The 20,543-nt window shown below is 58.8% G+C and carries 21 protein-coding genes and 1 pseudogene; 3 read left to right on the top strand and 19 right to left on the bottom strand.

Annotation, left to right across the window (positions count from 1 at the left end; all coding sequences use genetic code 11):
• Positions 1-304 precede the first annotated feature (304 nt).
• From yjiA to AC3EMD_RS24085, 3 genes are all read right to left on the bottom strand, one after another.
• The gene (gene yjiA / locus AC3EMD_RS24095) at positions 305-1,261 is read right to left on the bottom strand and encodes a GTPase (RefSeq protein WP_302073807.1); all 957 of its coding nucleotides are present in this window, start codon (positions 1,259-1,261) and stop codon (positions 305-307) included.
• An 11-nt stretch (positions 1,262-1,272) separates the two neighbouring features.
• Complete coding sequence (locus AC3EMD_RS24090; RefSeq protein ID WP_002887451.1) at positions 1,273-1,476, bottom strand: YbdD/YjiX family protein; 204 nt, start codon at positions 1,474-1,476, stop codon at positions 1,273-1,275.
• A 109-nt stretch (positions 1,477-1,585) separates the two neighbouring features.
• The gene (locus AC3EMD_RS24085) at positions 1,586-3,736 is read right to left on the bottom strand and encodes a carbon starvation CstA family protein (protein ID WP_302073806.1); all 2,151 of its coding nucleotides are present in this window, start codon (positions 3,734-3,736) and stop codon (positions 1,586-1,588) included.
• Positions 3,737-4,120: 384 nt separating this feature from the next.
• On the opposite strand from AC3EMD_RS24085, the gene AC3EMD_RS24080 reads away from it, so the two are divergent.
• Complete coding sequence (locus AC3EMD_RS24080) at positions 4,121-4,744, top strand: hypothetical protein (RefSeq protein WP_008807579.1); 624 nt, start codon at positions 4,121-4,123, stop codon at positions 4,742-4,744.
• 127 nt (positions 4,745-4,871) lie between these two features.
• On the top strand, positions 4,872-5,582 hold the full coding sequence (locus tag AC3EMD_RS24075) for a transcriptional regulator (protein WP_074183194.1): 711 nt from the start codon (positions 4,872-4,874) through the stop codon (positions 5,580-5,582).
• Between the two features lie 74 nt (positions 5,583-5,656).
• On the opposite strand, the gene AC3EMD_RS24070 is transcribed toward AC3EMD_RS24075, so the two are convergent.
• The 12 genes and pseudogenes from AC3EMD_RS24070 to AC3EMD_RS24015 all read right to left on the bottom strand — a co-directional run bounded on the left by AC3EMD_RS24070 (position 5,657) and on the right by AC3EMD_RS24015 (position 16,414).
• Entirely contained in the window at positions 5,657-6,169 is a 513-nt protein-coding gene (locus AC3EMD_RS24070; RefSeq protein ID WP_012542962.1) for a 4-hydroxyphenylacetate 3-monooxygenase reductase subunit, read from the bottom strand.
• Between the two features lie 19 nt (positions 6,170-6,188).
• A complete protein-coding gene (hpaB, locus tag AC3EMD_RS24065; protein ID WP_253990853.1) occupies positions 6,189-7,751 on the bottom strand; it encodes a 4-hydroxyphenylacetate 3-monooxygenase, oxygenase component in 1,563 nt (520 codons plus the stop codon).
• Between the two features lie 225 nt (positions 7,752-7,976).
• On the bottom strand, positions 7,977-8,867 hold the full coding sequence (hpaA, locus tag AC3EMD_RS24060) for a 4-hydroxyphenylacetate catabolism regulatory protein HpaA (protein ID WP_012542961.1): 891 nt from the start codon (positions 8,865-8,867) through the stop codon (positions 7,977-7,979).
• Between the two features lie 9 nt (positions 8,868-8,876).
• Complete coding sequence (gene hpaX / locus AC3EMD_RS24055; RefSeq protein WP_012542960.1) at positions 8,877-10,253, bottom strand: 4-hydroxyphenylacetate permease; 1,377 nt, start codon at positions 10,251-10,253, stop codon at positions 8,877-8,879.
• Positions 10,254-10,371: 118 nt separating this feature from the next.
• Positions 10,372-11,163, bottom strand: coding sequence for a 4-hydroxy-2-oxoheptanedioate aldolase (hpaI, locus tag AC3EMD_RS24050; RefSeq protein ID WP_012969004.1), 792 nt, complete (start codon positions 11,161-11,163; stop codon positions 10,372-10,374).
• 10 nt (positions 11,164-11,173) lie between these two features.
• The gene (gene hpaH / locus AC3EMD_RS24045) at positions 11,174-11,977 is read right to left on the bottom strand and encodes a 2-oxo-hept-4-ene-1,7-dioate hydratase (protein WP_002887487.1); all 804 of its coding nucleotides are present in this window, start codon (positions 11,975-11,977) and stop codon (positions 11,174-11,176) included.
• A 108-nt stretch (positions 11,978-12,085) separates the two neighbouring features.
• Positions 12,086-12,466 carry a 5-carboxymethyl-2-hydroxymuconate Delta-isomerase gene (locus AC3EMD_RS24040; protein ID WP_302073805.1) on the bottom strand — a complete coding sequence of 127 codons (381 nt, stop codon included), beginning with the start codon at positions 12,464-12,466 and terminating at the stop codon, positions 12,086-12,088.
• Positions 12,467-12,475: 9 nt separating this feature from the next.
• Positions 12,476-13,333 (bottom strand): 3,4-dihydroxyphenylacetate 2,3-dioxygenase, encoded by an 858-nt coding sequence (hpaD, locus tag AC3EMD_RS24035; RefSeq protein WP_002887492.1) that lies wholly within the window; start codon positions 13,331-13,333, stop codon positions 12,476-12,478.
• A 1-nt stretch (position 13,334) separates the two neighbouring features.
• The gene (hpaE, locus tag AC3EMD_RS24030; protein ID WP_302073804.1) at positions 13,335-14,801 is read right to left on the bottom strand and encodes a 5-carboxymethyl-2-hydroxymuconate semialdehyde dehydrogenase; all 1,467 of its coding nucleotides are present in this window, start codon (positions 14,799-14,801) and stop codon (positions 13,335-13,337) included.
• Positions 14,798-15,562, bottom strand: coding sequence for a fumarylacetoacetate hydrolase family protein (locus tag AC3EMD_RS24025; RefSeq protein ID WP_008807571.1), 765 nt, complete (start codon positions 15,560-15,562; stop codon positions 14,798-14,800). The genes hpaE and AC3EMD_RS24025 overlap by 4 nt, the downstream gene beginning before the upstream one ends.
• Positions 15,559-16,191: a fumarylacetoacetate hydrolase family protein gene (locus AC3EMD_RS24020; RefSeq protein WP_012969003.1), complete on the bottom strand. Its 633-nt coding sequence runs from the start codon at positions 16,189-16,191 to the stop codon at positions 15,559-15,561. The genes AC3EMD_RS24025 and AC3EMD_RS24020 overlap by 4 nt, the downstream gene beginning before the upstream one ends.
• A 58-nt stretch (positions 16,192-16,249) precedes the next feature.
• Positions 16,250-16,414, bottom strand: a pseudogene (locus AC3EMD_RS24015) (hypothetical protein).
• 64 nt (positions 16,415-16,478) lie between these two features.
• Between AC3EMD_RS24015 and hpaR the strand changes: the two are divergent.
• Positions 16,479-16,919, top strand: coding sequence for a homoprotocatechuate degradation operon regulator HpaR (hpaR, locus tag AC3EMD_RS24010; protein ID WP_002887503.1), 441 nt, complete (start codon positions 16,479-16,481; stop codon positions 16,917-16,919).
• Positions 16,920-16,922: 3 nt separating this feature from the next.
• Here the strand turns inward: hpaR and AC3EMD_RS24005 are convergent, their stop codons facing one another.
• Genes AC3EMD_RS24005 through AC3EMD_RS23990 form a run of 4 tightly spaced genes read right to left on the bottom strand, consistent with a single transcriptional unit; the run spans position 16,923 to position 20,479 of the window.
• Positions 16,923-18,185: an NAD(P)/FAD-dependent oxidoreductase gene (locus tag AC3EMD_RS24005; protein WP_050887437.1), complete on the bottom strand. Its 1,263-nt coding sequence runs from the start codon at positions 18,183-18,185 to the stop codon at positions 16,923-16,925.
• Positions 18,166-18,429 carry a (2Fe-2S)-binding protein gene (locus AC3EMD_RS24000; protein WP_039102812.1) on the bottom strand — a complete coding sequence of 88 codons (264 nt, stop codon included), beginning with the start codon at positions 18,427-18,429 and terminating at the stop codon, positions 18,166-18,168. The genes AC3EMD_RS24005 and AC3EMD_RS24000 overlap by 20 nt, the downstream gene beginning before the upstream one ends.
• Positions 18,426-19,535, bottom strand: coding sequence for an NAD(P)/FAD-dependent oxidoreductase (locus AC3EMD_RS23995; RefSeq protein WP_023297018.1), 1,110 nt, complete (start codon positions 19,533-19,535; stop codon positions 18,426-18,428). Before AC3EMD_RS23995 ends, AC3EMD_RS24000 begins: the two co-directional genes overlap by 4 nt.
• A complete protein-coding gene (locus tag AC3EMD_RS23990; RefSeq protein ID WP_080782871.1) occupies positions 19,532-20,479 on the bottom strand; it encodes a 4-hydroxyproline epimerase in 948 nt (315 codons plus the stop codon). Before AC3EMD_RS23990 ends, AC3EMD_RS23995 begins: the two co-directional genes overlap by 4 nt.
• Positions 20,480-20,543: the final 64 nt, after the last annotated feature.

The raw sequence follows: 20,543 nt of genomic DNA, 5'->3' as shown, positions 1-20,543 counted from the left end.
TGGGTTTGTCAGGGAGGTGTTTTGAAAATGTTGTAATGACGTTGGGTTACGGCGAGGTCAATCATCAAATTTGGTCTGTTTAGCCGCGGTTTAATGGGTGGGCTAAACAGAAACTGAACAGGGCGGGCATTAATTATTAAGGATCCTATTCATTTAGTTTCTTATTATTTCCAAAAGTGTTTCTGCTGTTACTTATTAAAACGTTGCTTTACATTTTTCGACGCGCTGCCGACGTTTGGTCCCTGTTTTTGATGAGGTGTCAGAGAGAGGATGGTGCCTGCGCCTTGGGGCGCAGGCGGGCAGGTTAGCGTCGTAACCCGGCAAATGCGGCGCGAATTTCCTCTTCCGGCAGCTGAATGCCGATAAATACCAGCGTGCTGTGCGGCGTTTCATCGCCCCACGGGCGATCCCAGTCGGCGCTGTAGAGGCGCTGCACGCCCTGAAACAGCAGGCGATTTGGCTCGCCGTCGATCCACAGCATGCCTTTATAGCGCATCAGTTGCTCGGCGAAGGAGAGCAACAGGTTTTCCATTACCCGTGAAACTTCACTGATATCCACCGGATAGCCGAGCTCGACCACAATCGACGAGACGTCGTTCTGCTTTTCTGCAACAAAATGAAAACGCGGTGTGGCGCTGACAACCTTTTCTTCCAGCATAAAGCCGCTGGTGTTAAACAGCTGGCTTAGATCGATATCGCCGTGAATGACGGTATATACCGGCGCCCGCGCATTGATGCGCGCCAGCCGTTCGCGCAGCTTCTCGGTGTCGCCGGCAACGTCGGTTTTGGTTAGCAAAATGCGGTCCGCATAGCCGACCTGCGACTGGGCGATGGTGAACTGATCCATCTGCTGGTCGGCATGGACGGCATCCACCAGGGCGATCACGCCGTCCAGCAGATAGCGCTCGCAGAGCACCTCATGGGAGAAAAAGGTCTGGATAATCGGCCCCGGGTCGGCCATGCCGGTGCACTCAATCACCAGCCGGTCAAACTCGATTTCGCCGCGATCGCGACTGTAGAGGAGATCGAGCAGGGCGTCTTCCAGTTCGTTGGAGCGCGTACAGCAAATACAGCCGTTGGTCAGGGTTTTGATCTGCGTGGCGCGGTCGCCGATCAGCTGATCGTCAACGGAGACTTCGCCAAATTCATTTTCAATCACGGCGATTTTGAAACCGTGCTGCTCATTCAGGATATGGCGCAGGAGGGTGGTTTTTCCTGCGCCGAGAAAACCGGTGAGTAGGGTGACTGCAATCGGTGCCATTATTGCCTCCATTAACAGCAGCGTACGCCGCCTTTGCCGTCTCCGCCGTAGCGGGCCTGCTGGCGTTCGCGGAAGAATTCTTCATAAGTCATGTAGGGCTGATCCGGATGGTTGGTTTGCATATGCGTGACGTAGTTGTCGTAATCCGGAATGCCAATCAGCATTTTTGCCGCCTGACCGAGATATTTTTTGGCCTGACCTAAGTTACCAAACATTGTAAGTTCCAGATAACGAATAAAGCCGGATGGCGACTCGCGCCTTATCCGGCCTACGTTAATGCGCTTTTGGTAGGCCGGATAAACGTAGCGCTATCCGGCATCAGGGTTAATGATGTGACGAGGTCTTCACGCCGCCTTCCGGTACCGGCACGTACGGGGTCTCTTTGTCGGTACGCACCTTATTGTTGCGCACGTTGAGCCAGGTTTTGATGCCGTAGAAGATGATGCTGTACACCACCACCAGGAACAGGATACTCAGCCCGGCGTTGGTGTAGTTGTTGACCACGATATGATTCATGTTGGCAATCTGCTGCGCGGTCAGCTCGCCGCCGGCGGCAATCTTCTCTTTATACTGCTGAGCCATAAAGAAGAAGCCTTCCATCTGCGGGTTGGTGCTGAACAGCTTCAGACCCAGCGCCCAGGTGGTGCACAGTAGCAGCCATGCTGCCGGGATAACGGTGACCCAGATATATTTGGTGCGCTGCATCTTGACCAGCACCACGGTGCCAAGCACCAGCGCCACGGCGGCCAGCATCTGGTTAGAGATACCGAACAGCGGCCACAGGCTCTTCACGCCGCCCAGCGGGTCGACCACGCCCTGATACAGTAGGTAGCCCCACAGGCCGACGCAGCCCGCGGTACCGATAATCCCGGCGACCAGCGAGTCGGTTTTTTTCAGGAACGGCACGAAGTTACCCAGCAGATCCTGCAGCATAAAGCGGCCTGCGCGGGTACCGGCATCCAGCGCGGTGAGGATAAACAGCGCTTCAAACAGGATACCAAAGTGGTACCAGAAGCCCATATCCGCCATCGGGATGATTTTATGGAACACATGGGCGATACCAACGGCCAGCGTCGGCGCGCCGCCGGCGCGGTTCAGTACCGAAGGTTCGCCGATATCTTTCGCCGTCTGCAGGATCTGCTCAGGGGAGATCACGAAGCCCCAGGAGCTGACGGTCGCCGCCGCGTGGACGGTGACTTCTTTCAACTGCGCAGCTATCATCGCCGCGTTTTCAACGCCCATTTCATGCAGGTTTGGCATGACGATGCCAAGGCCCGCCGGCGGGGTGTTCATCGCGAAGTAGAGACCCGGTTCGATAATCGAGGCGGCGACCAGCGCCATGATGGCCACGAAAGACTCCATTAGCATCGCGCCGTAGCCGATAAAGCGGGCATCGGTTTCGTTGGCCAGCAGCTTCGGCGTGGTGCCGGAGGCGATCAGCGCGTGGAAGCCGGAGACCGCGCCGCAGGCGATGGTGATAAACAGGAACGGGAACAGCGCGCCTTTCCACAGCGGGCCGGTACCATCAATGTACTGGGTCACCGCCGGCATTTTCAGGTCCGGGTTGAGGATAACGATCCCCAGCGCCAGGCCGACGATCACGCCGATTTTCAGGAAGGTGGCCAGATAGTCCCGCGGCGCCAGAATCAGCCATACCGGCAGCAGCGCGGAGATAAACGCGTAGCCAATCAGGGTAAAGGTGATGGTGGTGTCTTTAAAGGTCAGCGCCGGGCCCCAGTATGGGTCGTGGGCAATGATGCCGCCAAACCAGATGGACGCCACCAGCAGCACGATACCGATAACCGACACTTCACCCACGCGGCCAGGGCGCAGGAAGCGCATGTAGATCCCCATAAACAGGGCAATAGGCACCGTCGAGCAGACGGTAAAGACGCCCCACGGGCTTTCCGCCAGCGCTTTCACCACGATGAGCGCCAGCACCGCGAGGATGATGATCATAATCAGGAAGCAGCCGAACAGCGCGATAGAGCCCGGAACCGGCCCCATTTCCTGCTTGATCATCTCGCCCAGCGAGGCGCCGTTACGCCGTGAGGAGATAAACAGCACCATGAAGTCCTGTACCGCGCCCGCCAGCACCACGCCGGCCAGCAGCCACAGGGTGCCCGGCAGATAGCCCATCTGCGCGGCCAGCACCGGGCCAACCAGCGGGCCGGCGCCGGCAATGGCGGCAAAGTGGTGGCCAAACAGCACGTAGCGGTTGGTCGGCACATAGTTCAGGCCATCGTTATTAATGACCGCCGGCGTCGAGCGCGTTGGGTCAAGCTTCATCACCTTCTGCGCGATGTACAGGCTGTAATACCGGTAGGCGACGAGGTACACAGAAACCGAGGCGACGACGATCCACAGGGCACTGACGTGCTCACCGCGGCGCAACGCGACGACTGAGAGGCAAAATGCCCCGATGATTCCGAGAATCACCCAGGGTATGTGCTTGAATAGTTTTTTGGTATCCATAGTAAAACCTGGCGTTAATTAGATGAATAATTGGCCGAAGCCGTCTGGTTTTAAGTAAGGGTTGATGGAGGTATTGATTAGCTAGGCTGCCTTCGATCTTGCCAGAACAGCGCGCGCGTAAAGTTGGGTAAATGGGTGAGTGGTTGTATAGGGGGTTAAGCGGTTACTGGAAGGGGTAAGCGGTTAGATATGAGTACGAGAGCGCGTAAATGTGTGATTAAGTTCACAATATTATTCTGCGCATCTCAAAGATATGCTTTCAAACTGAGGATAACGGTTTTTATCACCCGCAGATTACTATCTTTATTTCAAATAGAGGTATTTTGATATTATGCTGGCTTTGTCATGTCGTATGGATAGCGTTTAGCAAAGGGAATTCGTGTTATGAAATTTGTAAAGATAATGATCGTCGCCAGTGCTTTTTATTTAACATTTGCTCATGCAAGAGAGATACATCAGGCTGTTGATGAGCCGGCAGCCCCTTATAATTTGCGCTGGGGGATGAGTTACGATGAAGCCAGAAACACGCCTTTATATTCTCTTGAGGTATCAGATATCAATTATGCCGGAAAAGACCCGGATCTGATTATCTCAACGCTGACTCCCCAGGAAGTGGGGGCATTGAAATATCAGGAGATGAAGCTTTATTTCGATAAGAATAAAGGGCTGAAAAGTGTTTTTGTTAGCGCTGATGTTGATTCCAGTCAGCAGGCCTATAAAGTTGATGATGGCCGGGAAGCACTCGCCTTATATAATGAGGAAGTTAAGGTCCTTGATCGAGAATATGGGCCAGCGACAATCAAAGAAGAGTTCATTGCAGACAAAGGGAAATTCTATCAAAGTCTTTCCGCCTGCATTGCAAAACAGCAGGAGTGGTATAGTAAAAGATTAGATCTGAATAAAATAACAAATTGTTCTACCTGGCAACGTACTTATAAAAAAGGTCGGGTAACCGTTTTGCTATACATCGAACCGAGACAAGTTTCCAAACATTATATTTATAAATAAATTAAAGGACTTCACGGTGAGAATATATAAGATTTTTTTTAGAATTATTGCCATGGTCATTATGGTTATGCTCCTTTCTGATTGTCGTCAGTCGTATTATATTGCCAGAAATACGGGGCGCAATATAATGACCTTATCCGACCATCAGCGCGCTAAATCGGCGTTAAACGCTAACGATTTAAACGCAGCTCAGGGCTACCTGACGGGAGAAAAATACAATAATCGCTACAGGCCTGTTAGCGGTGAGGAATCCTGGGGAAGTTTACAATATCGGGCGGCGAAAATCGTTGCCAACGCCGCGGCGAACGGTCAAAAAGTGCGTGATGATGCGCTCTATCTCGCTTATATCTCTTTGTTTGAAGCAGAAGAGGGAGTGCCCGAACGTCCCGATATTATGTTGGGTTACATGCATAAAGCCATGGCGCTACTGTTAGCGAATTCGCAATTACTCGATAAAATCGATTCTAAAAATGTCAGTACTTTACCCAGCCAGTTTACCCTTGAGCGCTATGCTGTATGGCAATATTTATACGATGGCGGCGAGATTGACTGGACCAAAAAAGCGCCTGAAGGTGAAGGTTATACAATTGCTGGCGAAAGCTATCAGACCTGGAATATCAAGTTAAAAAAAGCTATCTGGAATCGGGGAGATGCCTTTTTAACAAATATAGGTAAACAACAATTTATTCATGACGCTATAGATTATTCTCAATTTCCGGTTATTGCCTGTACCGCCAGGCGAAAAGGCTGGCACTTAACATTACCTGCTGACTACCGGGAACAAAATTTCCGCGGCGGTGGACGTTTTGATTGGGCTTCATGTCGCGCTGTTGAATAAGGCTGGCGGGTGAGATGACGCATATTAAGCGCCAGGTTTACGCATCGGGCGATAAGTAAACCTGGGCGCGGATTTTAGACTGCCACTTCCATTTCCATCATCACCGGGTGGAAACGGCGTTTAAAGTAAATCAGACCGTGCCCCTGCGGGCTCAGGGTAATATTGCGGATCTCCACCAGATACACCAGGTGGGTACCAATGGTTTGCACCTGGCTTATCTCGCCTTCGAGACTGGCCAGTGAACCTTTCAGCACCGGCTGCCCGAGCGCGCCCTGCTGCCAGCCGCTGAGGGCGAACCGCTCTTCCATCGTCACCCCGGTCATCCCGGCGAAATGACGGGCCATGATTTCCTGTTCGTGGTTCAGCACGTTGATGCACAACTTGCCGTTGCCCTGAAATACCGGGTTCATCGCGCTGTTGGCGTTGATACAAACCATCACCGATGGCGGCGTATCCGTCACCGAGCACACCGCCGTGGCGGTAATGCCGCAGCGACCGGCTTCGCCTTCGGTGGTGACAACGTTAACCGCCGCCGACAGGCTGGCCATGGCATCGCGAAAACGCAGGCGTTGTTCATCTAATTGCATTATGACCTCCCGCTGTGAATTACTTCAGCAGCTTATCCAACATGTTGATATCAGCGTTATTGTGCAGATGCGGCACCGTCCAGCCGTTCTGGTCGTACTCGGACAGGCAGCGGTCGACCATCGCCATCATTTTGTCCATATTGCCGGAGCTCTGCGCCTGGCGCAGACACTGCAGGCGAATTTCATCCTGGCTACCGGAGTAGTTGATCTCATACAGTTCATGGCGACCGCCGAATTCGCTGCCGATGGCGTCCCACATCAGTTTGAGGATCTTGATACGTTCAACGTGATCCATACCGTTGGAGCCGCGCACGTACTTCGCCAGATACTGATCGATCTGCGGGTTGTTCAGATCGCGGGCGCTGGACGGCAGATAAATCAGGCCGCTGGTGACGTTACGCTCGATGATGTTCTTGATCTTGGCGTAGGCCATCGGCGCCATCACGCGATAGGTCTGCAGCGCGGCGTGATCCGGCAGCCATGCGCCGTTGACCCACGGCGTCGCTTCCGAGCACATGGAATCGCTTAACGCCCAGAACATGTTGCGCCACGCCACCACTTCGCCAAGGTCGGCCTGCACGCCGCGGAATTCGAGGGTGCCGGTACATTCCAGAGAGCGCTTCAGCAGGGCGGTGATAAAGTCCAGTTTTACCGCCAGGCGCACGCAGGCCTGCAGCGGGTACATGCGGGCGAAACCACCTTCCATGGTCCAGCGGCGGCAGCGGTCAAAGTCGCGATAAATCAGTACGTTCTCCCATGGGATCAGCACCTTATCCATTACCAGAATCGCGTCGTTCTCGTCGAAACGGCTGGAAAGCGGATAGTCGTACGGCGATCCGGTCGCGCCGGCGACCATCTCATAGGAGGCGCGGGAGATAAGCTTGACGCCTTCGGCATCCATCGGCGCGACGAACATCAGCGCGAAGTCTGGGTTCTCGCCCATCACCTGTGCGGAGCCGAAGCCGATCATGTTGTAGTGGGTCAGCGCCGAGTTGGTGGCGACCACTTTCGCGCCGCTGACGATGATCCCGGCATCGGTCTCTTTTTCCAGCTTGATGTAGACATCCTTCACTTCATCAGCCGGCTTGTGGCGGTCGATCGGCGGGTTGACGATCGCGTGGTTAAAGTACAGGCCGGTTTCCTGAATGCGGGTGTACCAGTTGCGGGCGTTCTGCTCGAACTGGCCGTAAAACGCCGGGTTGGCGCCCAGCGCGCAGCCGAAGGCGGCTTTGTAGTCCGGGGTGCGGCCCATCCAGCCGTAGCTTAAGCGCGACCACTCGGCGATGGCGTCGCGCTGCTGGCGCAGGTCGTCGGCGCTTTTCGACACGCGGAAGAATTTATGGGTGTAGCCGCCGCTGCCGGTATCGGTGCCCCAGCACAGGGAATCCTGCATCTCCGGTTTGTGCAGCGCATCGTACAGCTGAGCGACAGAAGCCGCGGCGTTACGGAAGGCCGGGTGGGTGGTGACATCCTTCACGCGCTCGCCGTAGATATAAATTTCGCGGCCATCCTGCAGGCTTTTTAAATACTCTTCGCCAGTTAACGGGCGTTTCGCGTCGGCGCGGAAATCTTCAGGTTTCATAGGGGCCTCTTCAGTATTTATCGGAAAAATAATGTTAAATATATGTTTTGTTTTTGTTGTTTAATTGAAGCGGTTATTGCGCTTGCCGTGAAGGGACGTTTGCGACAACGGCGGGTACTTTTCAGGCGGGATTAAATTTTGTGATCTCGGCAGCTTTTGGCGGGTGGCGCGGCGCTGACCCGCCCTGTGGTCTGTAGCCCAGGCAAGCGCAGCGCCGCCGGGGTATTACGACACAGGTACTTTTTGCGCCCGGTAGCTGCTGGGCGAGCAGCCGACCTGGCGGCTAAAAAAGCGCGCAAAATAGGCAGGGTCTTTAAACCCCAGCTGCCAGGCAATCTCATTGACCGCGCTATCGGAAAACAGCAGCAGCCGCTTCGCCTCGCGCAGCTGGCGGTCGAATATCAGCCGCTTCGGCGAACGGTTGGCGAAGCGGCGGCAGATATCGGTCAGCCGCGATTCGGTCAGATGCAGCTCCCTGGCGTAATCCGGTACCGTCCAGTGCTGATGGTAGTGGCTGTCGATCATCTGGTTAAAGCGCTGGAATAACTTCAGCTCGCCGCGCATCCCGCTGGCGGCATGATCGTCGAGCCTGGCGTTGCGCAGCAGCAGGGTAAATACCGCCTGCGCCAGCAGCGCCAGGGTGTGTTCCCGCCCGGGCAACTGGGCGGTAGATTCCCGGCGAATCAGCTGCCAGTAGTGGGCCAGCGCCGCCAGCTCGTCGGGTTTATCTGCCAGCGACAGACAGATCCCCGGCAGGCCGAAGGTCTCCCGCGTGCCGGGATAGAGCACCTCCAGCAGCGGCCAGATCAGCTCCTCATGGACCGTCAACACATGACCATCGCTATCGGACTCGGTAATAAACGCGTGCGGCACCGAGGGCGGCGTTAACACAAACAGCGGCGCCTGCACCGAATAGCGATGGTCATCAAGCTGCAGCTCAATCTGCCCGGTATCAAGGTAGTGCATCTGGAAATAACGGTCGTGACGATGCGCCTGCATGTCGCGGCCAAAAAAGGCCGCCATGCGGGAAAACGACTGGTAGTGCACCTCTTCGGTGCCCAGGCTCTCGTCGTACTCTTTATTGATATCGATGTTGGCGATTGGGCTTTGGCACATAGCGGCTCCTTACGGTGTCGCGCGAGGGCGCGAGCCCTTCATCGGAATCGCCCAGATGATCACCGCGCCAATCACCAGCAGTGCGGCGACGAACCACAGCCCGCTGCTGAAGCTGCCGGTAATATCCTTCAGCCAGCCGATCATAAAGGGACTGAGCGCCGATCCGATATTGCCGGTGGCGTTGATCACCGCAATGCCGATTGCGCGGGCACGCAGACTGATGGACTGATCCGGCGTGGTCCAGAAGATGGCCATAGCGCTAAACGATCCGGTGGAGGCCATCACGATCCCGAGCAGCTGGATCAGGTTATGATCGGTGGCTGACGCCAGCAGCCAGCCCGCAGCGGCGAACAGGAACGGCAGGGCAGTGTGATGCTTCCGCTCCTGGTATTTATCGGAGTGGCGGCTCCAGTAGATCATCCCGAGAATGGTACAAATTTGCGGGATTGCCGCCAGCAGACCGATGGTGATATTGCTGCTGCTTTCGTTAAAGCTTTTGAGGATCTGCGGCGTCCAGATGCTGATCGCGCTGAGCGTATTGGTCAGGCAGAAGTAGGCGAGGGTATACATCAACACGATCGGGGTGAACACTTCCCGCCACAGGCTGCGCTGCTGCATGGCGTGATGGCTGATGGCCCCTTCCGGCTGCACCAGAGTCAGGCGATCGTTATCCATCATCTCCTGCAGACATTTTTTGTCCTCCGCCGTCAGCCACCTGGCCTTCGACGGCGAATCATCGAGCCAGAACCAGACCATAATGCCGAGCAGCACCGACGGGAAGCCTTCCAGCAGGAACAGCCACTGCCAGCCGTGCAGGTTCAGCAGACCGTCGAGGGACAAGATATAGCCGGAGACGATCGACCCCAGCGCGGTGGTCACCGGCATCGCAATCATAAACAACGCGTTAGCGCGGGCGCGGAAAAATGCCGGGAACCAGTAGGTCAGGTACAGCAGGATACCCGGCAGGAAACCGGCCTCGGTGATCCCCACCAGCATGCGCAGAACATAGAGACTTTTTGGTCCGGTGGCGAACATGGTGGCGGTAGAGGCGATGCCCCACAGCACCATGATGGTAGCGATCCAGCGTCGTGCGCCGACGATGCTGAGCATCACGTTGCTGGGAATGCCAAAAATGACGTAAGTGGCGTAAAACAGGGTGGTGGCCAGGCCAAACATGGTGGCGTTGAGGCCCAGATCCTGCCCCATGGTTAATCCAGCAAAGCCGATATTGATCCGGTCTAAAAACGAAAAGATAAACAGGACGAATAAAAACACGATCAGACGGCGGAAGAGCTTGTTGATAACCGACTGCTGCTGCGCCGTCAGCTGTTTGTGCTGATTCGCCGGATCGAACTTTTCCGGGATGGCAGGTGATGTATCGCTCATTATTATTTTCCTCTAATGGGAATTTTGTCGGGTACTGCGGGTTGCCCGGTAGTGCTGCGCTTACCGGACCTGCGATTCGCTGCTGCTCCGGGCCGGATGAGCGTAGCGCCACCCGGCGTTAGTAGACGCCTGACGAACCCAGGTCGGTTTTTTCCGCGCCAAACCGCGCCGCCAGCGCTTCTGCGCCGCGGGCCAGCAGGGTGGTATCGACGCCGACGGCGACGAACAGCGCGCCCAGTTCGAGATAGCGTTTCGCCAGCTGTTCATTGGCCATCAGGATCCCCGGCGCCTTTCCGGCCTGGCGGATTTGCTGGATGGCATCTTCAATGGCGGCCTGCACTTCCGGGTGTTGTGGGTTGCCGCCGTGGCCCATATCGGCGCTGAGATCCGCCGGGCCGATAAACACGCCGTCCACCCCGTCGACATCGAGGATCTGCGGCAAATTTTTCAGCGCTTCGCGGGTCTCAATCTGTACCAGTACGCACATGGCGTCATTGGCCCGGTGGATATAATCCGGAATGCGATTCCAGCGTGAGGCGCGGGCCAGCGCGCTGCCGACGCCGCGGATGCCGGCAGGCGGGTAGCGGGTGGCGCTTACCGCCAGCCGCGCTTCTTCGGCATTCTGCACCATCGGCACCAGCAGAGTTTGCGCGCCGACGTCCAGCAGCTGTTTGATCTGCACCGGATCGTTCCACGACGGACGCACTACCGGCTGGCTGGGGTAGGGCGCAATGGCCTGCAACTGGGTCAGCACCGTTTGTACGTTGTTGGGCGCGTGTTCGCCGTCGATCAGCAGCCAGTCGAAGCCCGCGCCGGCTAGCAGTTCGGCGCTGTAGCTGCTGCACAGCCCAAGCCACAGGCCGATTTGCGGACGGCCGGCCTTGAGCGCCTCTTTAAATGCGTTGTTCATGTTGCTCTCCTCAAACAAAGCGGCAGCTGATGGCGCCCATGTTGCCGTAGTCGACGTGGAAGGTATCGCCCTTGCGCGCCGGGACCGGGCGGGTGAAGGAGCCGCCGAGGATAATCTGCCCGGCTTCGAGCTGGACATCGTACGGCGCCAGTTTGTTGGCCAGCCACGCCACGCCGTTGGCCGGATGATTGAGTACGCCCGCGGCGACGCCGGTCTCTTCAATCACGCCGTTGCGATACAGCAGGGCGGAGATCCAGCGCAGGTCGAGCTCGTCCGGTTTAATCGGCCGGCCGCCGAGGATCACCCCGGCGTTGGCGGCGTTATCGGAGATGGTGTCGAACACTTTGCGCGGGCGCTGGGTTTCCGGGTCGATGTTGTGGCAACGCGCGTCGATAAGCTCCAGCGCCGGGATAACGTAGTCGGTGGCGTTGTAGACATCAAACAGCGTGCAGTTCGGGCCGCGCAGCGGTTTGGCCAGCACGAAGGCCAGCTCGACTTCGATACGCGGAACGATAAAGCGGTCGGTGGGAATATCGCTGCCGTCGTGGAAGAACATATCGTCGAGCAGCGCGCCGTAGTCCGGCTCGCTGATCTGCGAACTGGCCTGCATCGCTTTAGAGGTCAGGCCGATCTTATGACCTTTGAGTACGCGGCCTTCGGCGATCTTCATCTCGACCCACTCGCGCTGGACGGCGTAGGCGTCCTCAATGGTGATCGACGGATAATCCAGCGAGATCGCGCGGATCTGTTCACGCTGTTTTTCGGCCTGGTTCAGCCGCTGGGCAATCAGGGTTCGGGTCTGTTTATCGAGCATAGTGATTCCTGTGGCATTGTATTGCCGGATGGCGCTTCGCTTATCCGGCCTACAAATTCATGGCCGTTGTAGGCCCGGTAAGCGCAGCGCCACCGGGCAATTTGCACATTATTTAAATAACGCGTGCACGTTGTTCTGTTTGTAGTTCAGCGTCGGGTCGAGTTCTTCCATGGCGAACGACAGCGCCAGATAGCGGCTCTCCATCAGCGCGGCAAAGTGGGCTTTGATCAGCGCGAAAAGCATTTCGCCCACCTCCTGGCGGCTCTCAAGGCTGCGCCCGGCGCCGATCTTCAGGGTCATATGCACGAAGGCGTAATCCTGCTTGCCGTCGGCCATCTGCCAGGTATCCAGCCAGTGGGCGCGGCTGCGAATACCGCCGATCGGGAAGATACCGGTGGCGGCCAGCGCCTCGTTGACTTTGGCGAACAGCTCTGGCAGATCGGCCTGCTCGCGGATGTTGTCGGTACATTCGGCGATAAAATGCGGCATGGGGCCCCCTTACGCCTGCGCTGGCAACGGGAACACGGCGTTAACCTGGCCGGTACCGGAGCTGGCGAATAGCTCGGTGATAAACTCCACCTTGCCGTCGTATTTATCCCAACCCAGCAGACCGAGCAGCATCACCGTGTCGTGCATGTTGCCTTCGCCGTAGCAGTAGTCGGCGTACTCCGGCAGCATGGTGCAGAACTCTTTGAATTTGCCCTCCCGCCACAGTTTCACCACGCGCTCATCCATCTGATGATCAAACTCGCGGGTGTAGCTGTTCATCCCCTCTTCGGCGCGCTGGTCATCGATAAAGCGGTGCGACAGCGAACCGCTGGCCAGCACCGCTACGGTGCCGTCATATTTCTCAATGGCTTTGAGGATCGCTTCGCCCAGCCTGCGGCTGTCGGCAAAGTCGTGAACGGTACAAAACGCGGAAATGGACACCACTTTGAAATGCTTATCGCTGTTCATGTAGCGCATTGGCACCAGGGTGCCGTACTCCAGCTTCAGGCTGGGAATATTGTGTGCTTTGGCGCGTACGCCGAGCTTTACGGCCTCGTCGGCGATAAGCTGGCCCAGCTCCGGGTTGCCGTCGTAGTCGTAGGTCATGTCGCGAATAAAATGCGGCAGTTCGTTACTGGTGTAGACGCCCTGAAAATGGTCGGCGCAGTTGATGTGATAGGCGCTGTTGACCAGCCAGTGGGTGTCGAACACGATGATGGTATCGACGCCCATTTCACGGCAGCGCTTGCCAATTTCTTTATGCCCGTCGATCGCGCCCTGGCGGCAGCCGTGGTTTTTCCCCGGCAGCTCAGACAGATACATCGACGGCACGTGAGTGATTTTTGCTGCTAACGCTAACTTACCCATATCAGACTCCCCATTTCGGGATCGGATGGTCGCCCATCGAGATGCAGACGTTTTTCATTTCGGCGAACACTTCAAAGCTGTACTCGCCGCCTTCGCGGCCGGTGCCGGAGGCCTTCACGCCGCCGAACGGCTGACGCAGGTCGCGCACGTTCTGGGTGTTGACGAACACCATCCCGGCTTCAATACCGCGCGCCAGACGCAGCACTTTGCTGACGTCCTGGGTCCAGATATACGACGCCAGGCCGTATTCCACATCGTTCGCCAGGCGCAGCCCTTCCGCTTCGTCTTTGAACGGCAGCAGGCAGGCGACCGGGCCAAAAATCTCTTCCTGGGCGACGCGCATGCGGTTGTCGACATCCGCCAGTACCGTCGGGCGCAGGAAGTTGCCGGCTTTCAGATGCGCCGGCAGGTCGGACGGTTTATCCGCGCCGCCGGCCAGCAGGGTGGCGCCCTCTTCGATGCCGAGGCGAATGTAGCCGGACACTTTCTCCCAGTGCTGCTTGCTAATCAGCGCGCCGACCTGGGTATTCGGATCGGTCGGATCGCCCACGCGCAGGCGGTTGGCGCGCTCGGCGAAGCGCTTGACGAACTCCGGATAAATACTCTGCTGAATGAAAATGCGCGAACCGGCGGTGCAGCGTTCGCCGTTGATCGAGAAGATGGTGAACAGCGCGGCGTCGAGCGCGCGCTCAATATCGGCGTCTTCAAAAATCAGCACCGGCGATTTTCCGCCGAGCTCCATGGAGTACTTTTTCAGACCGGCGTTCTTCATGATGTTGCGGCCGGTGGCGGTGCCGCCGGTGAAGGAGACGGCGCGCACATCATGATGGCGCACCAGCGCGTCGCCGGCGGTGGCGCCATAGCCCTGCACCACGTTGAGCACGCCAGCCGGGATCCCGGCTTCCAGCGCCAGCTCGCCCAGACGATCGGCGGTCAGCGGCGACAGCTCGGACATTTTCAGCACCGCGGTATTCCCCAGCGCCAGGCACGGCGCCACCTTCCAGGTGGCGGTCATAAACGGTACGTTCCACGGCGACACCAGCGCGCACACACCAACCGGCTGCACGAGGGTATAGTTAAGCATCTTGTCGTCGACCGGATAGGTCTTGCCGTTCATCTGCTGGCACACTTCGGCGAAAAATTCGAAGTTATGCGACGCCCGCGGGATCAGCACGTTTTTGGTCTGGTGGATAGGCAGGCCGGTATCGGCGGTTTCCATCGCCGCGATCTCCGGGACGTTCTGATCGATTAGATCCCCGAGGCGGCGCATCAGCCGCGCGCGCTCTTTCATCGGCAGGTTAGCCCACTTCGGAAAGGCCTCTTTTGCCGCCGCTACCGCCTGGTGAACCTCGGCTTCGCCGCCAGAGGCGACTTCAGCCAGTACCTCGCCGGTGGCCGGGTTGGTGGTATGAAAATAGTCTGCGCCGGGAACGTTTTTACCGTTGATCCAATGGTTAATCTTTTTCATGACAGTGTCTCCTCATACGCTTGCTGGCTGATGATATGGTTGACCAGGCGGCCCACGCCCTCGACTTCAACGATCACCTCGTCGCCCGGCACCACATCGGATAGCCCTTTCGGCGTGCCGGTGGCGATCATGTCGCCCGGTTGCAGGGTCATAAATTCGCTTAAATAAGCGATGAGGAACGGGATGCTGAAGATCAGATCGGCGGTGGTGCCCTGCTGGCGCAGTTCGCCGTTGACCCAGGTACGCAGGGCCAGATTATGCGGATCCGGGATCGCCTCTTTGGCGACGATCCACGGGCCGATCGGCGTCAGGGTATCGCGGCTTTTCACCCGCAGGTTCGGGCGGTAGTAGTTTTCCAGATAGTCGCGGATCGCGTAGTCGTTGCACACGGTATAGCCAGCGACATAATCCATGGCCTCGGCTTCGCTGACGCGGCGCGCGGTTTTCCCGATCACCACCACCAATTCGGCTTCGTAGTGCATGTATTCGACGTTATCCGGGCGTACCGACTGCTGCTGGTGGCCAATAAAGGTGTTTGGCGCTTTGATGAACACCAAAGGCTCGGTTGGCGGCTTAAATTCCAGCTCGCTGGCGTGGTCGGCGTAATTCAGCCCCAGCGCGAACAGCGTGCCGTCGGCGGGCGGCAACCAGCGGAATTCGCCTTCTTTCAATACCGTGCCATCGTTCAGGCGCACCTGGTCGCGTTCATCGACCAGCACGTCGCGTACCTGTCCCTGCCATTCAATGCGTGCCTGTTTCATGCCAGCTCTCCTTCTGCGACAACCGGGTTTTCCAGCGCCGGGAATCCGTCGGCGAGAATACGTACGCGGTCGCCGGGGCGCAGCGTGACGCGAGAGTGGGGCGTGCCGATAAGGATCGCGTCGCCGGGATTGAGGGTGGCGAACTCGCTTAAGGCGCTCAGCAGCTGCGCGGCGTTACGCTGCAGATCGCCGGTATGCCAGCTATCCGCCTCGCGGCCGTTGATTTCGGTGATGATGGTCAGGTTATCGACGTTACGCACCGCCGACAGCGCGCCGACGGGGCAGAAGCCATCGCGGCATTTCGCCTTGATCGCCGGGCGATAAAAACTCTCTTCCGGCAGACTCACATCGTTAGCCAGCGCGTAGCCGGCGATATAGTTCGCTGCCTCTGCCGCCGCCACTTTACGCGCGGTTTTGCCGACAATCAGCGCCACCGTCGCGCCGCTTTGTACGGTCTCGCCCTGCGGATAGGGGATCGCCTCGCCGTCGCCAATCACGGTATTGCGCGGCTTGATAAACCAGACCGCGGTTTTCGGCGGCGTCTTGTAGGGGGCCTGTTGAAACGCTTCGCGCCAGGCGTCGAGCTGGCTGCGATGATTGAGCGCAACGGCGAAGATGGTACCTTTCATTCACCACTCCTCTGGTACTGATTTCGGATTTAAATGCATTTCATTAATATGTTAATGATCATCTTTTATGCTTTGCGGCCAGGTTTAGCAACTGGAAGTGAATGTTTTGTGATCTGATTAACACAATATTTACGCATCAATAATTTATTGGTTTTTAATCAATGAGTTGACTGTTTTTCAGGAAGAGGCTGGTACTTTTCAGGTGCAGAAACCGGTTGTACATGGCAGGATTAAAGCTAATTATTAAGTTGTTAATAAGTTTTGGATGAGGCTGTAGAGGGGATACTATGCATGATTCATTAACCATTGCCTTGTTGCAGGCGCGTGAGGCGGCGATGGCCTACTTTCGGCCGATCGTCAAACGGCACAATCTCACCGAACAGCAGTGGCGGATCGTGCGAATTCTCGCCGAACGTCCGTCGATGGATTTTCACGATCTGGCCTTTCGCGCCTGCATCCTGCGCCCCAGCCTGACCGGGATTTTGACGCGCATGGAGCGGGATGGGCTGGTGCTGCGCTTAAAGCCGGTTAACGATCAGCGCAAGCTGTACGTCTCGCTGACGCCTGCCGGAACCGCGCTGTATGAAAGCGCTCAGGCCGAGGTGGAAGAAACCTATCGTCTGCTGGAGGCCCAGTTCACCACGGAAAAGCTGCAGCAACTGACCTCGCTGCTGGAGGAGTTTATTGCGCTTGGCGTCCCTGCCGGGCGCGGTGATGAAGAAGAGTAGCGGTTACGGCTCGGCGCTCGGCCGGGCGAGGGCAATAAGCGTTTCCGCGCGGGCGGGGGCCAGCGGTTCTCTTGGCTGCGGCAGCGGCCAGCCGTACAACCAGCGGGCGCTGGCGGCGCAGGTACGCCCCTGACAGGCGCCCATTCCGCAGCGCTGGGTCAGTTTGGCCTGCAGCCAGCCTCCGGCGGCCGCCACATCGCCGCAGCGTACATCCTCGCAGCGGCACAGCAGGCTCTCCGGCGTTGCGGCGTCTTTCAAGGATTCCGTCAGCCGGAAGGTACGGTTGATTGCTTCGGCGAAACGCTGCCAGCGGGCGCGGCGGGTAAATAACGCCTGCGCTTGCTGGCTGGCCCCGGCGGCGGCATACCCGGCGATTTCGCCCTCCGCCAGCGCCAGCTCGCTACCGCCGAAACCGGTACACTCGCCGGCGGCATAGATATCCGTGACGCTGGTCTGCTGCCAGCGGTTAACCTGGATCGCCTCCTGTGCCGTGGCGCAGCCAAACAGCAGCCCCGTCTCGATATTGGGTATCAGCCCGTAGCCGATAGCCAGCCGATCGCAGGCGATAGTTCGCTCGACGCCGCGCTGGCGAAGCGTAACGGCTTCCAGCCGCGTTGCGCCGTGAGCGCGGATCGCCTGCGCGCCGCTCAGATAGCCTTTCGGGGCCAGCGTCGCTAACTGGCGCAGCTTCTGCGGCCAGCGCCACAGCCCGCTGGCGAAGCGCAGCAGCGCCGGGAGCGGCGCTTGCTCAATGATATTCGTCACGTCGCCTCCGGCCTTGTTCACCGTATCCGCCACCGCCAGCAGTAGCGGACCGCTGCCGGCAATCACCACCTTTTCTCCTTTCAGCGACAGGCCCTGTTTGATTTGCGCCTGCAGGCCGCCCGCGCCGGTCACGCCGGGTAAGGTCCAGCCGGGAAAGGGCAGCGACAGCTCGCGCGCGCCGCAGCAGAGGATCAGTTTCTGCCAGCAAACCACGCCGCCGCCGTCGGCGGTTTCAAACAGCACGCTGTGCGCGGAGGGGCGGGCAATCAGCCGCGCGCCGTTCACTACCCGGATGGCGGCAGATGCGGCGATGGCGTCGCGGTAGCGCCGGGCCAGGGCGGGCTGCGTCGCCTGCGGACCGGCCCGCCAGATTTGCCCGCCAGGGGCGGGATTATCGTCGAGAATAATCACCTGTTTATCGCAGGCGGCGGCGGAGAGCGCGGCCGCCATGCCGGCGGGGCCGGCGCCGAGGATTAAAATGTCACAGCGCAGCGTGTTCATCGTGGCTCCTTTCTATTTGCATACCGGCCCGGCACAGGGTCTGGCAGGCCAGCACCCGTAGGCCATCGACGGTGACCCGGCACTCCTGGCAGACGCCCATGCCGCAAAACGGCGCGCGGAGATCGCCGTTAACCGCCTGGCGGGTGGTGGGGTCGCCGGTCAACGCCAGCGCCGCCGCCACGCTAATGCCTTCCGGCACCGTCAGCGCTTCGCCATCAATGGTGATAGTGAGCGTGGCCTTCATGCAATCGCCTCCTGTTGACACAAACGGGCCGGGAGCCAGGCGTCGGGCGCCACTGGGCAGCGTTCATCGAGGATCTGCGCCGCCAGCAGTTCAGCTGTGGCCGGAGCGGTGGTGACGCCCAGCCCTTCATGGCCCAGCGCCAGCCATAAACCACGGCGGGTGGGGTGCGGGCCGATCAGCGGGTTGCCATCCTGCGAGGCGGCGCGCAGGCCGCTCCAGCAGCGGATGATATTCAACGTCGCCAGCGCCGGCACGAAATGGCGGGCGCGATCGAGCATCTGCGCCAGCAAGGGCAGATCCAACTCGCGCTCACGGTTATCAAACTGACGCGAAGAGCCAATCAGCAGCTGGCCGGTTGGCCGCGGCTGAAGGTTAAACGCCACCGAGGTGCCGCCGCCATGGGCGCTGGCGCCGTAACCCAGCTCAACCAGCTGGTGATGCACCCGCGGCCGGTAGCGATCGGTAATCGCCAGTTGGCCTTTTTTCGGTCGCAGCCAGTTTTCCGCTAACAGCGCGTTGGCTTCAAGTCCGCAGGCCACCACGATGGCCCGCGCCTGTAGCCGTTTGCCGCTGGCGAGCAGCACCTGCGGTTCGGTAATCGCCTGCGCGCTGTCGTGCAGGCAGGTGAGATGGTCTCCGGCATCGGCCATCAGCCAGCGGGCGACGTTTGGCGCGTAGACGATACCATCGCCTGGCACCCACAGGCCGCCCGCCAGCCCGCCGCGCAGCAGCGGCTCGCGCCCGGCGATCTGCTGCGGGGTCTGGCGTTCGCTGGGCACCTGATAGCTGGCCAGCCGCCGCTGTTTGTCGCCAGCCACGGCCATCTCTTCTTCGCTTTCCGCCAGCCACAGCGTGCCGCAGCCGCGCCAGGCGCAATGGTCGGGCATCCGTGGCGTGATAGCGCGCCAGCGTTCCAGCGACCATGCCGACAAGGCAAGCTCGGCGGGGTCGTCATCCATGCACACCAGATGGCCCATACCGGCCGCCGTCGCGCCGGGCTGACCGTCATCGATAAGCGTCACGCTCTGCCCCCGCTTCGCCAGCTGCCACGCGCAGGCGGCGCCGATGATCCCGGCGCCGATCACGATGACGTCGCACTGCTTCACGGCGCGATCCCCCAGCAGAAGGGATCGTCAGGGTTGAGGATCAACTGGTTGTCTCCACACACCCAGGCTTCGCCGCGGATCGTTGGGATGATGCCTTCCGCGGTGCGCTGGTAGCTGGCGGTAAACTGGCTGCCGATGATGCTGGCCTGACGCCAGATTTCCCCCGGCTGCAGCTTGCCATCCTGCGCCAGGCAGGCCAGCTTGGCGCTGGTGCCGGTACCGCACGGCGAGCGATCCCAGGCCTTTCCCGGACAGAGTACGAAGTTGCGGCTGTCGGCGGTATCGTCATCGGCGAAGAGTTCGATATGGTCGATAACGCCGCCGTCGTCGCCGCGGATCCCCGCCGTCTCCAATCCCTCGCGTACCGCCCAGGCGTAGTCGGTGAGCTGTGGAATCTGTTCGGGGGTAATGGCGAACGGGTGGTCGTTAATCAGGAAAAACCAGTTGCCGCCCCAGGCAATATCGCCGATGACGGGACCATGCGCGGTCTCAACGCGGATCTGTTTTTTCCAGCGGCGGGCCGGGACGTTTTGCACCGATACGCTGCCATCGTCGTGCAACGTAGCGCTTACGTCGCCGACCGGGGTTTCAATCAGATGTACGCCGGGCTGGATACGCCCAAGCCAGGCCAGCGAGGCGATAAGCCCGATGGTGCCGTGGCCGCACATATTCAGAAAACCGGCGTTGTTGAAGAAAATCACGCCAGCGGTAGCCGCTGCCGAGACCGGTTTGCACAGCAGCGCGCCGACCAGTACGTCATTGCCGCGCGGTTCGAGAATGGCCGCTTGACGCCAATGGTCAAAGTCGCGGGCGAAGCGGTCGCGGCGCTTCGCCATGCTGCCGCCGCCGAGATCGGGGAATCCGTCAACGATCAGGCGGGTCGGTTCGCCGCCGGTATGTGAATCAATAGCTCTCAACGTAACAGGGGGGCGTGGCGCGGTCATCAGGCTCTCCGGAAGTTAACAACATGTTTCATCATGCTGGCGCAACCTTTCCCGACCTGCTTGA

It is taken from the genome of Klebsiella sp. PK18, assembly GCF_057784655.1.
The sequence above is the reverse complement of the archived record's forward strand: the minus strand, read 5'-3'. Positions and strand labels throughout refer to the sequence as shown.

What these genes read in the sequence shown, in the direction of transcription:
- yjiA (WP_302073807.1), bottom strand. Translation starts at nt 1,261, where the DNA reads ATGGCACCGATTGCAGTCACCCTACTCACCGGTTTTCTCGGCGCAGGA.
- AC3EMD_RS24090 (WP_002887451.1), bottom strand. Translation starts at nt 1,476, where the DNA reads ATGTTTGGTAACTTAGGTCAGGCCAAAAAATATCTCGGTCAGGCGGCA.
- AC3EMD_RS24085 (WP_302073806.1), bottom strand. Translation starts at nt 3,736, where the DNA reads ATGGATACCAAAAAACTATTCAAGCACATACCCTGGGTGATTCTCGGA.
- AC3EMD_RS24080 (WP_008807579.1), top strand. Translation starts at nt 4,121, where the DNA reads ATGAAATTTGTAAAGATAATGATCGTCGCCAGTGCTTTTTATTTAACA.
- AC3EMD_RS24075 (WP_074183194.1), top strand. Translation starts at nt 4,872, where the DNA reads ATGACCTTATCCGACCATCAGCGCGCTAAATCGGCGTTAAACGCTAAC.
- AC3EMD_RS24070 (WP_012542962.1), bottom strand. Translation starts at nt 6,169, where the DNA reads ATGCAATTAGATGAACAACGCCTGCGTTTTCGCGATGCCATGGCCAGC.
- hpaB (WP_253990853.1), bottom strand. Translation starts at nt 7,751, where the DNA reads ATGAAACCTGAAGATTTCCGCGCCGACGCGAAACGCCCGTTAACTGGC.
- hpaA (WP_012542961.1), bottom strand. Translation starts at nt 8,867, where the DNA reads ATGTGCCAAAGCCCAATCGCCAACATCGATATCAATAAAGAGTACGAC.
- hpaX (WP_012542960.1), bottom strand. Translation starts at nt 10,253, where the DNA reads ATGAGCGATACATCACCTGCCATCCCGGAAAAGTTCGATCCGGCGAAT.
- hpaI (WP_012969004.1), bottom strand. Translation starts at nt 11,163, where the DNA reads ATGAACAACGCATTTAAAGAGGCGCTCAAGGCCGGCCGTCCGCAAATC.
- hpaH (WP_002887487.1), bottom strand. Translation starts at nt 11,977, where the DNA reads ATGCTCGATAAACAGACCCGAACCCTGATTGCCCAGCGGCTGAACCAG.
- AC3EMD_RS24040 (WP_302073805.1), bottom strand. Translation starts at nt 12,466, where the DNA reads ATGCCGCATTTTATCGCCGAATGTACCGACAACATCCGCGAGCAGGCC.
- hpaD (WP_002887492.1), bottom strand. Translation starts at nt 13,333, where the DNA reads ATGGGTAAGTTAGCGTTAGCAGCAAAAATCACTCACGTGCCGTCGATG.
- hpaE (WP_302073804.1), bottom strand. Translation starts at nt 14,801, where the DNA reads ATGAAAAAGATTAACCATTGGATCAACGGTAAAAACGTTCCCGGCGCA.
- AC3EMD_RS24025 (WP_008807571.1), bottom strand. Translation starts at nt 15,562, where the DNA reads ATGAAACAGGCACGCATTGAATGGCAGGGACAGGTACGCGACGTGCTG.
- AC3EMD_RS24020 (WP_012969003.1), bottom strand. Translation starts at nt 16,191, where the DNA reads ATGAAAGGTACCATCTTCGCCGTTGCGCTCAATCATCGCAGCCAGCTC.
- hpaR (WP_002887503.1), top strand. Translation starts at nt 16,479, where the DNA reads ATGCATGATTCATTAACCATTGCCTTGTTGCAGGCGCGTGAGGCGGCG.
- AC3EMD_RS24005 (WP_050887437.1), bottom strand. Translation starts at nt 18,185, where the DNA reads ATGAACACGCTGCGCTGTGACATTTTAATCCTCGGCGCCGGCCCCGCC.
- AC3EMD_RS24000 (WP_039102812.1), bottom strand. Translation starts at nt 18,429, where the DNA reads ATGAAGGCCACGCTCACTATCACCATTGATGGCGAAGCGCTGACGGTG.
- AC3EMD_RS23990 (WP_080782871.1), bottom strand. Translation starts at nt 20,479, where the DNA reads ATGACCGCGCCACGCCCCCCTGTTACGTTGAGAGCTATTGATTCACAT.